The 14346-nt window shown below is 66.7% G+C and carries 7 protein-coding genes; 4 read left to right on the top strand and 3 right to left on the bottom strand.

The window, feature by feature from the left end; genetic code table 11:
• Positions 1-7 precede the first annotated feature (7 nt).
• The 4 genes from groES (at position 8) to AACO21_RS09605 (ending at position 6727) form a co-directional block, all read left to right on the top strand.
• Positions 8-298: a co-chaperone GroES gene (gene groES / locus AACO21_RS09620; RefSeq protein ID WP_346192310.1), complete on the top strand. Its 291-nt coding sequence runs from the start codon at positions 8-10 to the stop codon at positions 296-298.
• 44 nt (positions 299-342) lie between these two features.
• Positions 343-1992, top strand: coding sequence for a chaperonin GroEL (groL, locus tag AACO21_RS09615; protein ID WP_346192309.1), 1650 nt, complete (start codon positions 343-345; stop codon positions 1990-1992).
• Between the two features lie 596 nt (positions 1993-2588).
• Positions 2589-3674: an efflux RND transporter periplasmic adaptor subunit gene (locus tag AACO21_RS09610; RefSeq protein WP_346192308.1), complete on the top strand. Its 1086-nt coding sequence runs from the start codon at positions 2589-2591 to the stop codon at positions 3672-3674.
• Entirely contained in the window at positions 3674-6727 is a 3054-nt protein-coding gene (locus AACO21_RS09605) for an efflux RND transporter permease subunit (protein ID WP_346192307.1), read from the top strand. The genes AACO21_RS09610 and AACO21_RS09605 overlap by 1 nt, the downstream gene beginning before the upstream one ends.
• Here the strand turns inward: AACO21_RS09605 and AACO21_RS09600 are convergent.
• Genes AACO21_RS09600 through AACO21_RS09590 form a run of 3 tightly spaced genes read right to left on the bottom strand, consistent with a single transcriptional unit; the run spans position 6704 to position 14125 of the window.
• Complete coding sequence (locus AACO21_RS09600) at positions 6704-10384, bottom strand: translocation/assembly module TamB domain-containing protein (RefSeq protein ID WP_346192306.1); 3681 nt, start codon at positions 10382-10384, stop codon at positions 6704-6706. The genes AACO21_RS09605 and AACO21_RS09600 overlap by 24 nt on opposite strands.
• A gap of 1 nt (position 10385) precedes the next feature.
• Positions 10386-12074 (bottom strand): autotransporter assembly complex family protein, encoded by a 1689-nt coding sequence (locus AACO21_RS09595; RefSeq protein ID WP_346192305.1) that lies wholly within the window; start codon positions 12072-12074, stop codon positions 10386-10388.
• A complete protein-coding gene (locus tag AACO21_RS09590; RefSeq protein WP_346192304.1) occupies positions 12074-14125 on the bottom strand; it encodes a preprotein translocase subunit TatB in 2052 nt (683 codons plus the stop codon). The genes AACO21_RS09595 and AACO21_RS09590 overlap by 1 nt, the downstream gene beginning before the upstream one ends.
• Positions 14126-14346 lie beyond the last annotated feature (221 nt).

Raw genomic sequence — 14346 nt, 5'->3', positions numbered from 1 at the left:
TAATCGTATGAACATCCGTCCTCTGCACGACCGTGTCATCGTCAAGCGCGTCGAAGCCGAGCGCACCACCGCTTCCGGCATCGTCCTTCCGGATTCCGCCGGCGAGAAGCCGGATCAAGGTGAAGTTCTGGCCGTCGGCCCGGGCAAGCGCGACGAGAACGGCAAACAGATCGCCCTCGACGTCAAGGTCGGCGATCGCGTCCTGTTCGGCAAGTACGCCGGCCAGGCCGTCAAGGTTGATGGTCAGGAAGTCCTGGTCATGCGCGAAGAAGACATCATGGGTGTCCTGCAGAAGTAATCTGCGGTCGACTGCCTCAACTGTACACATTTCAGGAGTTTTAAATGGCTGCTAAAGAAGTCAAATTCGGTGATTCCGCCCGCGCCCGCATGGTCGAAGGCATCAACATCCTGGCCGACGCGGTCAAGGTGACCCTGGGCCCGAAGGGCCGCAACGTGGTGCTCGATCGTTCCTTCGGCGGCCCGACCGTCACCAAGGACGGCGTGTCCGTTGCCAAGGAAATCGAACTGAAGGACAAGTTCGCCAACATGGGCGCCCAGATGGTCAAGGAAGTCGCTTCCAAGACCTCCGACATCGCCGGTGACGGCACCACCACCGCTACCGTGCTGGCCCAGGCCATCGTTCGCGAAGGCATGAAGTACGTGGCCGCCGGCATGAACCCGATGGACCTGAAGCGCGGTATCGACAAGGCTGTCGCCGCCACCATCGAAGAACTGAAGCAGATCTCCAAGCCGTGCACCACGACCAAGGAAATCGCTCAGGTTGGCTCCATCTCCGCCAACTCCGATTCCTCCATCGGTGACATCATCGCCGAAGCCATGGAAAAGGTCGGCAAGGAAGGCGTCATCACCGTTGAAGACGGCAAGTCCCTGGCCAACGAACTCGACGTCGTCGAAGGCATGCAGTTCGACCGCGGCTACCTGTCCCCGTACTTCATCAACAACCCGGACAAGCAGATCGCCCTGCTGGACAACCCGTTCGTCCTGCTCTTCGACAAGAAGATCTCCAACATCCGTGACCTGCTGCCGGTCCTGGAACAAGTCGCCAAGGCTTCCCGCCCGCTGCTGATCATCGCTGAAGACGTCGATGGCGAAGCGCTGGCCACCCTGGTTGTGAACAACATCCGTGGCATCCTGAAGACCGTTGCCGTCAAGGCCCCGGGCTTCGGCGACCGTCGCAAGGCCATGCTGGAAGACATCGCCATCCTGACCGGCGGTACCGTGATCTCCGAAGAGACCGGTCTGACCCTGGAAAAGGCCACCCTGAAGGATCTGGGCCAGGCCAAGCGTGTCGAAATCGCCAAGGAAAACACCACCATCATCGACGGCGCCGGTGACGAAGTCGCCATCCAGGCTCGCGTCAAGCAGATCCGCGTCCAGATCGAGGAAGCCACCTCCGATTACGACCGCGAAAAGCTGCAGGAGCGTGTTGCCAAGCTGGCTGGCGGCGTGGCCGTCATCAAGGTTGGCGCTGCCACCGAAGTCGAAATGAAGGAAAAGAAGGCCCGCGTCGAAGACGCGCTGCACGCCACCCGTGCTGCCGTTGAAGAAGGCATCGTCCCGGGCGGCGGCGTCGCACTGCTGCGTGCCCGTGCTGCCGTCAAGGGCCTGAAGGGTGACAACCACGATCAGGACGCCGGCATCAAGCTGATCCTGAAGGCCATCGAAGCCCCGCTGCGCGAAATCGTCGGCAACGCCGGTGACGAGCCGTCCGTGGTGGTCGACAAGGTCGTCCGCGGCAAGGGTAACTACGGTTACAACGCTGCTTCCGGCGAGTACGGCGACATGGTCGAAATGGGCGTGCTGGATCCGACCAAGGTCACCCGCACCGCACTGCAGAACGCCGCTTCCGTGGCCGGCCTGATGCTGACCACCGAGTGCATGGTTGCTGAACTGGCTGAAGACAAGCCGGCCGGCGGCATGCCGGATATGGGCGGCATGGGCGGTATGGGCGGCATGGGCATGGGTATGTAATACCCGCGCTGCTGCGCTTCGCTGCTTGTCCGGCGTACCGGCCTTCTGGCCGGCGTCGGACGAAACGCCGAAACAATGCCTGCCATCGAAAGATGGCGGGCATTGTTGCTTTTGCGGTGTGCACATGCGCGGGCGATTGCGGTGTCGGTATTCGCGCAAGACGGCGGCTCGAATCGCGACCGTGGGCATGAGGCATTGCACGCCCGCCATCCGAGATGTGCATGACCACCGAGAAGGCGATTCGGTGAGGGCGACATTGCCCTCCCTGACGGGGGTGTCAAGTCATTTTTTACACAGGCTGAACGGAATATTTTTTGTAAAACCCATTGACAGATGTGAAACTGGGCAAAGTTGTTGAATTTTGCTTAATTCGTTATAAATCAATGGCTTAACTGTTTTGCTGAAGTTTCGGGCAAGGTAAGAAAAACCCTTTTCAGACCGGTACTTAGCAAAACTTTACAGACGCTGTTCACAGACTTATCCACAGGTTTTGTGGATTGTTGATAACCCGCGAGCACGTCTTGCGGTTTTCCCGAGTGGAGTCACGGGGCGTCCTTCTTTATGATGGGCGTTTTCCTCGTATCCGGTCACCTGTCATGTCTTCGGCCTTTCGTTTTGCCCTGCTTGCCCTGCCTTTCAGTCTGCTCGCCGCTTGTGGCGGCGATGCACCGGAGGAAAAGGCCAAGCCGGCCGCCCGGGCTGCCCTGAGCGTGACCTTGGCCACGCCGCGCAGCGAGGCCTGGCCGCAGGTGCTGGCTGCGAACGGCAACGTGGTGGCCTGGCAGGAAGCGGTGATCGGGGCGGAGACCGGCAATCAGCGCCTGACCGACGTGCGGGTGCAGGTGGGCGATCGCGTCCGCAAGGGCGATGTGCTGGCCCGCATCGATGCGGAGACGGCGAGCGCCGAGGTGGCCGAGGCCAAAGCCAGCGTGGCTGAACTGGAGGCCGCGCTGGCCGAAGCAAAGGCCAACGCCGGCCGGGCGCGCGAGCTACGCGAAAAAGGCTTCTACAGTGCCCAGATGGCAACCCAGTATCAGACCGCGGAACAGGCTGGTCTGGCGCGTCTGGCTGCGGCCCGTGCGCGTCTGGATGCGGCGCAGCTGCGCCTGGCCCGGACCGCGATCCGCGCGCCCGACGAGGGCGTGATTTCGGCCCGGACGGCGGCCGTCGGTTCGCTGACGCAGGCCGGGCAGGAACTCTTCCGGCTGATCCGGGGCGGTCGACTCGAATGGCGGGCCGAAATTCCGGCTGCCGACCTCTTGCGCCTGAAGGCCGGCAGTACGGCCAGCCTGCGGGGGCCGAACGGCGAGCTGACCGAAGGCAAGGTGCGGATGGTGGCACCGAGCGTCGATCCGGCCACGCGCAACGGTCTGGTGTATGTCGATCTGCCGGCATCGACCGGGCTCAAGGCCGGGATGTTCGCACGTGGCGAATTTGCCCTCGGCGAGCAGCCGGCGCGGGTCGTGCCGCAAGCCGCCGTCGTGTTGCGCGAAGGGTTTGCCTACGTCTATCGCCTGGAAGGGGAAGACCGTGTGGCCCAGACCAAGGTGAAGACCGGGCGGCAACGCGGGGACGCGATCGAAATCCTCGATGGCCTGCCTGACGGGGCGCGCGTCGTCGCCAGCGGTGCCGGCTTCCTGGCCGACGGGGATCGTGTTCAGGTCGTGACGGGCGCGCAGTGATGAACGTTTCCGCCTGGTCCATCCGGAATCCGATTCCGGCGATTCTGCTCTTCGTCCTGCTCACCCTGGCCGGCCTGGTGGCCTTCAAGGCCATGAAGGTCCAGCAGTTCATGGACATCGACCTGCCCACCGTGACGGTGACGGCCAGCCTGCCCGGCGCCGCGCCGGCGCAGATGGAAACCGAGGTGGCCAAGAAGATCGAGAATTCGGTCGCTACCCTGCAGGGCATCAAGCATATCTATACCAAGGTGCAGGACGGCACGGCCACCGTGACCGTCGAGTTCCGTCTGGAAAAACCGACTCAGGAAGCGGTCGACGATGTGCGCGATGCGGTCTCGCGCATCCGTTCCGATCTGCCGGGCGACCTCAAGGACCCGGTGGTGAGCAAGGTCAATCTCTCCGGTGCGCCCATCCTGACCTACACGGTGGCGTCGTCGCGCATGGATGAGGAGGCGCTCTCCTGGTTTGTCGATAACACCGTGGCCAAGGCCTTGCTCAGCGTGCGCGGCGTCGGGGCGGTATCGCGCGTCGGCGGCGTGACGCGGGAAATCCGCATCGAGCTCGACCCGGCCCGCCTGCTTGCCCTGAACGCGAGCGCAGCCGATGTCTCGCGCCAGTTGCGCCGTATCCAGCAGGAAGCCTCCGGCGGCAAGGCCGATGTCGGCGGGGCGGAGCAATCGGTCCGCACGCTGGCCACGGTGCGCCAGGCGAGTGAACTGGCCGCGATGGACATCGTGCTCTCCGACGGTCGACATGTCCGCCTGGATCAAATTGCCCGGATCGAAGACACCATCGCCGAGCGGCGCACGACGGCGCTGCTCAACGGCAAGCCGGTGGTCGGCTTTGAAATTACGCGCAGCAAGGGCGCGGGCGAGGTCGAGGTGGCCGATGCCGTGCTCGCCGCGCTGGGCAAGCTGAAGGCTGAGCATCCGGATATCGAGATCACGGAAGCCTTCAATTTCGTCGATCCGGTGATCGAGAACTATGAAGGCTCGATGCGTCTGCTCATCGAAGGTGCGGCCCTGGCCGTGCTCGTCGTCTGGCTGTTCCTGCGCGATGGCCGGGCCACCTTTGTCTCGGCGGCCGCGCTGCCGTTGTCGGCCATTCCGACCTTTGCCGCGATGTACCTGATGGGCTTCACGCTCAATGTCGTGACCCTGCTCTCGATGTCGCTCGTGGTGGGCATTCTGGTCGATGATGCCATCGTCGAGATCGAAAACATCATGCGCCACCTGCGCATGGGCAAGACGCCCTACGAAGCAGCCATGGAGGCGGCGGACGAAATCGGCCTTGCCGTGATCGCCACCACCTTCACGCTGATTGCCGTCTTTTTGCCGACCGCCTTCATGAGCGGCGTGGCGGGCAAATTCTTTGTCCAGTTCGGGTGGACCGCCGCCATCGCCGTCTTTTTCTCCCTCGTCGTGGCGCGCATGCTGACGCCGATGATGGCCGCCTACATCCTGCGTCCGGTGGGTGCCGAACAGGCCCCGCCGCGCTGGCTGACTCTCTATGAAGGTTGGGCGGCCTGGTGCCTGAAGCACCGCCTGACCACGCTGCTCGGCGCAGCGGGCTTTTTCTTCGGCTCCTTCGCGCTGGTGCCTTATCTGCCGACCGGCTTCCTGCCACCGGACGATCTGTCGCAGACCCAGATCTATCTCTCCCTGCCCCCGGGCAGCCGCTTCGAGCAGACGCTGGCCGCAGCCGAACAGGCGCGCCGGATTGCCGAGGCGAACCCGCATGTGAAACTGGTCTACACCGCCGTCGGCGGCGGCAAGGCGGGCAGCGATCCCTTTGCCCCGGCGGGGGCGGCCGAGGTCCGCAAGGCCACGCTGACGCTCAATCTGACGCCGCGCAATGCTCGTCCCGGCGTCACCAAGCAGGATATCGAGCACGCCTTGCGCGAGGCGCTGGTGGCGATTCCCGGCGTGCAGCTGAAGGTCGGGCTGGGCTCCGCCAACGAAAAATACATCCTCGTGCTGGCCAGTGAAAACGGCCCGCTGCTGGCCGAGCATGCGCGTCAGGTTGAGCGCGAGCTGCGCAGCATTCCGGGCATCGGCAATGTGACCTCGACGGCCAGCCTGGTGCGGCCGGAAGTGGTCATTCGTCCCGATTTCGCCCGCATGGCCGATCTCGGTGTGACCTCGGCATCGATTGCCGACACCCTGCGCATCGCGACCGCGGGCGATTACGACCAGGGGCTGGCCAAGCTCAACCTGGCCCAGCGCCAGGTACCCATCGTCGTGCGTCTGCCGGCTTCGGCGCGCACCGATCTGGCCTTGCTCGAAAGCCTGCCGGTGCCCGGGGCCCGTGGGCCGGTGCGGCTGGGCAACGTGGCGCAGGTCAGCCTGGGGGGCGGCCCGGCCGAGATCGATCGCTACGATCGACTGCGCAACATCAACTTCGAGATCGAGCTCGGCGGTCAACCGCTCGGCGAGGTCGAAAAAGCGGCGCTCGCCCAGCCCAGCCTGCGCAACCTGCCGGCCGGCATTCTCCAGACCACGGTCGGTGACGCCGAGGCAATGGGCGAACTCTTCCAGAGCTTTGGCCTGGCCATGGCGACCGGGGTGCTCTGCATCTACATCGTGCTCGTGCTGCTCTTCAAGGATTTCGTCCAGCCGGTGACCATTCTGGCGGCCCTGGTGCTCTCCGTGCCGGGCGCCTTCCTGGCGCTGTTCGTCGCCCAGAAGGCCTTGTCGATGCCGTCGATGATCGGCCTGATCATGCTCATGGGGATCGCCACCAAGAACTCCATCCTGCTCATCGATTATGTCGTCCTGGCGCGGCGCGAGCACGGCCTGGACCGCTGGTCGGCGCTGCTCGATGCCTGCCGCAAGCGGGCGCGCCCGATCATCATGACGACGGTGGCGATGGGCGCCGGCATGATGCCGATCGCACTCGGCATCGGGGTCGATCCGAGCTTCCGTGCGCCGATGGCGATTGTCGTGATCGGCGGCCTGATCACCTCGACCTTCCTGAGCCTGCTCGTCATCCCCGTGGTCTTCACCTACGTCGATGACCTGATTTTGGGGCTAGCGCGCTGGCGTCGCCGCTGAGTCGCCCGTACGCTCCGGCCCGCCGAAACGCCGCGTCCAGAAAAGATCGACGGCGTTGTCGCTGCCGGCCCGCCCGATCAGGGTCAGGCGGCGGCCCAGACTGACGCTCAGCTTGACGATACTTTCCGCCTTGCCCAGCGCCTGTTCGTAGGAGAGCAGGGTATTGGCGGAAAGGCGCTTGCCGACACTGAAAATCTGCTGGCTGCTGTCGCTGCCGACGGTGCTGCCACCCGCCACGCGGCTGGTGGCGCGCCGCCCGCTGCTGTCGCCCAGCGTGCCCTGGCGCACGCCGAATTCATCGAAACCGAACTGCTTGCGCAGCTGTTGCAGCAGGCCGCCGGCATCGTTGCCGAGCAGCCCGCCGGCCGCGCTCAGGAGCAGGCTCGCATCGCCCGCGCCCATCTGCTCGGGGCCGTGACCCAAGACCAGCCAGGCGAGTTTTTCGGCATCGGGCAGGGCCGGTTCGGAAATCAGTTTGACGACCGGGCGTTGGGCCGTGCCGTTGACCTGGACGCCGGCTTCAACGGCCAGGCCTTTGCGCAGGGCGCGCACGTCGAGCGCCGGATTGTCGGGCAGCCCCTGGAAGTGCAGGATGCCGCGTTCCAGTTCGAGGGTCTGGCCGTAGGCTTCAAAGCGTCCGTCGCGCGTGCGTACCGTGCCGCTCGCGCGGGGCAAGTCGCGGCCGCTTGCCTTCAGGCGCAGGTCGCCATCGAGGCGGGCGCTGAGCCCCGCACCGCTGAACAGGAAGCGCGGCCCGAGATCGATGCCGAGGTCGAGGTCAAGGCGGGGGCGCAGGCCGCTCGCTGCCGTCTCGGGGCCGCGCCGAACGACCACATCGTCCGAGAGGCGCGGGGCCCCGCCCGGCGCCAGGGCCCAGTAGCCGGCATCGGCGGCCACCTGGCCCTGGATGCCGAGGGCGCCATCCTGCCAGTTGAGGCGGCCCTTGCCGGAGAGCAGCAGCCATTGTTCGGGCAGTTGCCAGGGACCGATGCGTTCGAGGCGCCAATCCAGCCAGCCGCGCTCGGCCCGACGGTCGACCTGCAATTCGCCCTGTAATTCGATGCGCCCCGGCTGGGCGGTCAGGCCGGCGAGCGTGGCCTCGTCCTTCAGGCGCAGGGCGCGGGGCGGCGTCTGCAGGCGGCTTTCGAAACTGGCCTGATCAAGGCGCAGCCGGTTGCGTTCGATGGCCAGGCGGAAGCGTCCCCGGTCCAGGTCCAGCCCTTGTTCCGGGCGGCTCAGGGCGAGCTGGCTGCCGCTCAGCTGGCCCTGCCATTGCGGTGCGTTCAGCGTACCGCCGAGGCGCAGATCGCCGTCGATCTGGCCGGCGCTGCGTACGCCGTCATCCAGCCACTCGCCCAGCCAGGCGAGGTCGCGCAGGGCGAGCTGGAGGCTGCCTTGCAGGGGCGCATCGGGGGCGGCTTGCCAGGGGGCGCCGAGCGGGATGTTCAGCTTGGCGGCAATCTGGCCGAGCCGGCTGCCGCTGGCCTGCAACGCCATCTCGGCGTGCCGGGCATCGCTCAGGGCGCTCAGTTCGGCCTGCCAGTCCAGCGTCTGTCCCCGCACCTGGAGCGGGCCCAGGCGGCCACCGGTGCGGGCCACTTCCAGGACGCTCGGGGCGCTCAGGGTGAATGCCCGGGCGGGCTGGCGGGCGGCAAGGTCAAGGCGGGTCAGCTGGCCTTGCCAGCGATCGAGCGCGGCAGACCAGCCACCCTGGGCCACGAGATTCAGGGTCTGCTGACGGTCGACCGTCGCCTGAAGGCGAATCTGGTGCGCGCTATTGCGCCCCGCCGCCTGTAGCGTGACATCACGGATTAATTCCGGCCAGTCCGGGAGGGCGGCGCGGCGCATGCCGAGTTCGAAGGTCAGGGCGGCATCGCCGCGCGGATCGAAGCGGCTGCTCAGGCTCAGTTGCTCGATCTGTCCCAGGCCGTTGCGCGCCAGCTGGCGGCTGTGGATGCGGGCCTCGACGGCGGGGGCGGTCAGTGCGCCGGTGAGGACGGCCTGGGCGTCCAGATCGCCCGTGAGACCAAAGGGGGCGAGCTGCGGCGCCGTCAGGTTCAGGACCAGACGGTCTTCTGCCTTGCCCAGGCCGCCATGGGCCTGCAGGCGATTGGCGCCGGCCTGCACATCGAGGTCGAGACGGAGGGCCGTGCTGCCCTGCCATTGCAGGCGGCCGCCGCCGTTCAGGGGCTGCCCGGCAAAGCGGCTGTTGTTCAGATGGAGCTGGCTGTCGAGTTGCGGCCCCCCGCGCTCGCCGAGGCAGCCCTGCACGTCGAAACGGGCATTGAGGTCGGCCGCCGGGAAGCGGCCAAAACGGGCCGGGTCGAAGTGGTTCAGCTGGCCGCTGGCCGACAGGCGCCGGGCCCCGTCGAGCTGCAGTTCGCCGTGTGCGCTCAGGCTGGCCGCGCCGCTGCTCAGGGTCAGTCGGGGCAGGTGGAGGCGTGCCGCCGCCAGGCGCCCCTCGGCATCGATCCGGAAGCGCGGGTCGCTGAGGGCGATCTGAAAGTGCTGTTCCGCGGCGGTGCGTTTGGCTGAAATGGGGCCGGCCAGGGCGGTCGACCGCAGGCTGCCATGGAGTTGGGCAAGGTCCAGGCGCATGGCACGCACGTTGAGTTCAGCCTGATCGGCCTGCCATTGCGCATCACCGCTCAGTGTGCCGCCGCCGGGGAGGGCGGCGCGCAGGTCGGTCAGATGCAGCTGGTGCGCTGTCTGGCGGAGCCGGGCCTTGAGCTGCGTCAGCGGCAGCCGCTGTTGATCCAGACGGCCGGGCTGACGATTGAGGAGGGCAAGCGGGCCGCTCAAGTGTCCCTCGGCATCGGCCCGGAGATCGAGGTCGATGCGCAGCTGCGCGCTGGGGGCATCGCCCTGCCAGGCGGCAGGGTCCACATGGTCGAGCGCGAGTCGGGCGGCTTGCAGGGGATGCGGCGCAAAGGCGTCCAGGGTGAGGGCGGCCTGACCGGTCCAGCCCTGTTCGGCCTGCAGGTCGAGCTGGAGCGCGTTCAGGGGGCCGTCGGCGCGCAGGCGGAGGACCAGGGGGCGCTCGGCCAGTTGGCCGGCGATCCGGGCTGTTGCCTGCAGGGCGAAGGGCGCATCGCCATTGAGCTGCCCCTGGGCGTTCAGATGGCTCTCGGCCAGTTGCAGGCTCAGCGCATCCAGTACGTGATCACGGCCATTGCTGTGAAAGCGGGCGCTCACATCGTGCAGGCCGGGCAGGCCGGTGAATTCAAGGGTGTCGACACGCAGCGAGGCGAGCGAGACTGCCAGCGGCAGGCGCAGGTTTTCCGGTGCGGGTGTCGGGGTGGGGCTGGCCGGCCACTTCACCTTCAGACTCCCGACATTCAGCTGCGCGACCTGCAATGCGCCCTGCAGCAAGGCCGCCGGTTGCCAGTCGAGTTCAAGGCGATCGGCTTGAACCTGTTTTTCCCCTTCTGCCCAGCGTAATTGCTCGACACGCAGCGGCCCGAGCCAGCGCCCGGTCGCGCCGTCGATGTGCAGTTCACCGGGGGCCAGCGGCGCCAGCCAGCGCAGGCTGGCCTGCAGGCCGCTTTCACTGCCGAGCAGCCAGACCAGGGTCAGTCCGACAACGAGACTGACGACGAGGCACAGGCTGCCGAGGGCGAGCGCAAAGCGAATCAGGGGGGGGCGGGGCAGGCGCATGTCAGAAGGGAATCGAGAGCGCGAAGTGCAGTTGTACTTTGCCGGTGCGTTCGCCATAGGCGAGATCAATGCCGAGCGGGCCGGCCGGGCTGCGCCAGCGGGCGCCGAGGCCGTAGCCGACGGCCAGACGGGCATCGCTCAGGCGGTCAACCGCATCGCCGGCATCGATAAAGGCAGCGATGCCCCATTGTTCGTCGAGCCAGTGGGTCAGTTCGGCGCTGCCGACGGCGAGGTAGCGCCCGCCAACCACGGCATTGCCTTCGCGGATGCCCAGACTCTGATACGCATAGCCGCGCACGCTGCCCGTGCCGCCGGTACGGAAAAGGTAGTCCTGCGGGATGTGCAGGCGGTTGTCCGCATAGGTGCGGCCCAGTTCGCCGCGCAGGGCGAGCACGGTGTGCGTGCCGAGCGAAAAATACTGCTGCACGCGTCCGTGCAGGCGCACGAAATTCTGGTCCGAACCGGCTGCCTTGCTGCCGCCGCCGAACTGCATTTGCAGCACCTGGCCCTGGCGGGGCTCGAGCAGGCTATCGACATGCCGCCACGTCCACATGGCATTGGGAACCAGGGCGCGGCTGATCACCATCTCAGCGTCGGCGGGTTCGCGCCGTTCGCGCTGCCATTGCAGCGAGAGGCGTTGTTCGATGCTGCCGCGCTGTTGAACCTGTTGCACGCCAAAGGCCAGGCGCTCGGTCTGCAGGTTCTGGATGTCGCTGCGTTCGCCCATCAGGCCGAGGCTGTGGCGCCGCTGTTTGGCATCCGGCGGCAGGAAGATGTCGCCGTAGGCGGTTTGCCGTTTCTGTTCCAGACGCAGGCCGGTATCGAGTTCCCAGGCCTGACCGAAGAGGTCGGCCGTGTGCACATTGCCTTCGACTCGGGCACCGGTATTGGAGCTGAAGCCGCCCCCCAGCGCCAGCCGGTGCGGCTGGCGTTCGCGCAGGCGGACGAGGACCGGGGCGCGCCGGGTGTCGGCATCGAGCGTTTCGCTCTCGGCGGTGAGCAGTTCGGCCTGTACGCTGGCGAAGTAGGGCGTGCCTTGCAAGGCCGTGAGCAGGTCGGCCAGGTCGCGTTCGCGATATGGGGCGTCGGGGGTGACGCTGCTGTTGTAGCGCGCAACCAGCGCCGGGTCGTAGCGCGTCAGCCCTTCGATGCGCAGCGGCCCGAAGCGGTAGCGTGGCCCGGCATCGTAGTGCGCGCGCAGGTGTGCCTGCTGCCGTTCGGCATCGATCTCCGCCTGGCTGTCGAGCAGGCGGGCATCGGCATGCTCCTCGGCGAGCAACTCGGCCAGGACCTGCTGCTTGGCGGCATTCCAGTCGGCCTGACGGAAGGGCTGGCCGACGGGCAGACGCCATTCGGCTTCGAGGGCCGCCCGGGTTTCCGGGCTCACGGGGCCGTCGACCGTCAGCGCCAGGCTGTCTATCCGCGTGCGCGGGCCGGGGTCGAGGGTGAGGCGGAGCGCGCCGTCCGTTTCTTCAAACTGGAAACGGGGCGAGAAATAGCCTTCGGTGGCCAGCATGTCCGAGGCCGCCGTTTGCAGGCGACGCGGCGAGGTGGCCTGGGCATCCAGCCAGGGCGTGAGGAGGGCGCGGATGTCCTCGGGGGCGTCGAGACGCAGTTCGCCGGCCGCCGCGCCGTGCAGACACAGGAGCAGGAGCAGTCCATGCAGGCGACGCAGGGGATGCGGCTGCATCAACGCGGATCGGCCGGCGGCAATAGGAAGCTGCGCGGTGCGGCGCGGAATCGTCGCCAGACGGCAGCGGCCAGCGGCCCCCAGTGCTCGAAGCGGATCTGGCGGGCATCCAGGGCCGTGCGCAGGGCGAGGGTGAAGCTCACCGCCAGGTTGATCAGGCCGATCAGGCCGACGCCCAGCACGGCCCAGAGCAGGGTCTTGAGTGGCAGGTCGAACTGGAAGGCGGTCAGCGCATAGCCGAGGTTGGCCGACGAGAAGGCGATATGGCGGATGTCGAGCGGCAGGCCGAGGATGGTGCCGATGACGCCGGTTGAGCCGAGCATGCAGCCGAACAGGAAATTCCCCATGATGCCGCCCAGGTGATCCTCGATGTACTGGCCGACCCGGCCCGCCCGTTCAGCACCGAGCAGGCGGCGCAGCCAGCGCAGTCGGGCGATGCGCCGGCCGACGTCGCGGTAGGCGGCGCGGTTGTCGAAATAGCCGGTGATCAGGCCGGACAGGAAGAGGTAAAAGCCGGCGATGGCCGCATGCGGCAGCGCCCAGGAAATGGGGTCGAGATCAGCCAGCAGATGGGCGCCCTTGCCCATGCCGACAGCCGGCTCGCCCAGCCAGTGGGTGAGCCCGATTCCGATGGCGATCGCCACCGGCAGCGCCACCATCACATTGCCCCCGATGGCCGCGAGCTGGCTGCGGCAGACCGCCGCGGCCACGTCGACCACGCGTTCGATGTCGGCGCTGCGTCGCGGCTTGATGTCGCCGAGCAGCCCGGCAAGGGTCTGCGCGGTCATGGCCGGCTGCTTGGTGGCCACCGTCATGCCGAGCAGGTAGATGAGGACAAAACCCAGGCCGTAGATCATGCTGAACAGGAAGGCTTCGACCGCCAGCGGTGCGTGCAGCGCCGCCGCCTTGATCTTGAGCAGGGCCATCGCGCCGATCAATACGCCGGCGCCGGCGGCCGAGCGCCACATGTGGCCGTAATCCGCCTTGCTCTCGCAGATGTAGTGTTCGCCGGAGCGCGCCGCGTTTTCCGTGACCCGGACGGCAAGCAGGCGCGACAGTTCGCCCAGGTAGGCGCGCAGGCTGTTGCGACGGTTTTCGGCGCGGAAAGTATCGTGGGCGAAATCGGCCCAGGCGATGACGGCCTCGTCGCCGGCGGTCGACGTCCGGGTGGCGCGCAAAATGGTGATCAGGTCGGCCAGGCGCTGCAGGCTCTGGTCGCCGCGCTTCAGGAGGTAGGAGAGGTGCAGGCTGGTGCCGATGCTCTGCGCGCGTTTACGTGTCCGGGTCAGCGCTTCGCGACACTGATCCGCGATGACCAGCAACTGGCTGCCGTCATCGGCGTTCAAGGCCGCATCGTCCAGGGCCGCCCGCTGGCTGTTGGCAAAGAGCAGGGCTTCGGCGGAGAGCGAGATGAAGCGGGGGCGGTCGGCATCGAGATCGGGCGAGGCACGCATCAGTTCGCCATCGACGCCGAGGCCGCTGACCCGGTGGGCGAGCAGCAGGATGGCGTCGAGCAGCTGTTCCTGGATCTGGCGCCAGTCGATGCGTTCGAGTTCACTGCCGGCCGTCATCAATTGCCAGAAGCGGCGGCTGGTTTCGGCCGGCATGTCTTCCTGCCAGCGCCAGTCGTCGCGGCGGTCGTAGATCAGGTGCAGGCAGTCCTTCAGCTGGCGTTCGTCGAGCGACTCCGGCAACAGGCGGTTGCCGAGGATGCGCCACCATTCGGAGAAAAAGCCGGTCCCCGGCAGGATGCCGCTGTTGGTAAAGAAGGTGAGCAGCTTGCGGGTGGCGATGAAATGGATGACATGGTGGCGAAAGGCGGCAAGCAGGTCCGGGTCGGCCTCGAGCAGCGCCAGCAGGTGGGCGTGACGGGCCGGTGCGTCATGGTCGCGTCGCCGGGCCGGGCGCAAGCGGGCGACCAGGTGGCGCAGCAATTCGAGCGAGTCGGCCTCCGGATTGCGGAAGGCGGCCAGCGCCTCGGCGATCGGGTCACGGGCAGGGGCCGGCTTGCCGAGCAGCCAGCGGAACAGGGAGCGAAATTGCATCATCATGGCGGCCATTGTCTCAAATCGCGTTGCCACAGCGGCTGGATTCGGGTGACAGCGTATGCATATTTGTTGACCGACTGGCCGAAACCCGCATCCTTCGGTTTAAAATAGCAGAGTCTCCATTTTAATTTTCAACAGGGAACACACATGATCAAGAATATCGCCAAGAAGTCCCTGGTGCTGGCCCTGCTGGCCGGTATCGGTTTCTCCGCCGTCGCTCAAGA

The organism is Dechloromonas sp. ZS-1 (assembly GCF_039649255.1).
Taxonomy (GTDB): domain Bacteria; phylum Pseudomonadota; class Gammaproteobacteria; order Burkholderiales; family Rhodocyclaceae; genus Azonexus.
Note: the sequence above shows the minus strand (reverse complement) of the source record. Positions and strands in the feature narration are given on the sequence as shown.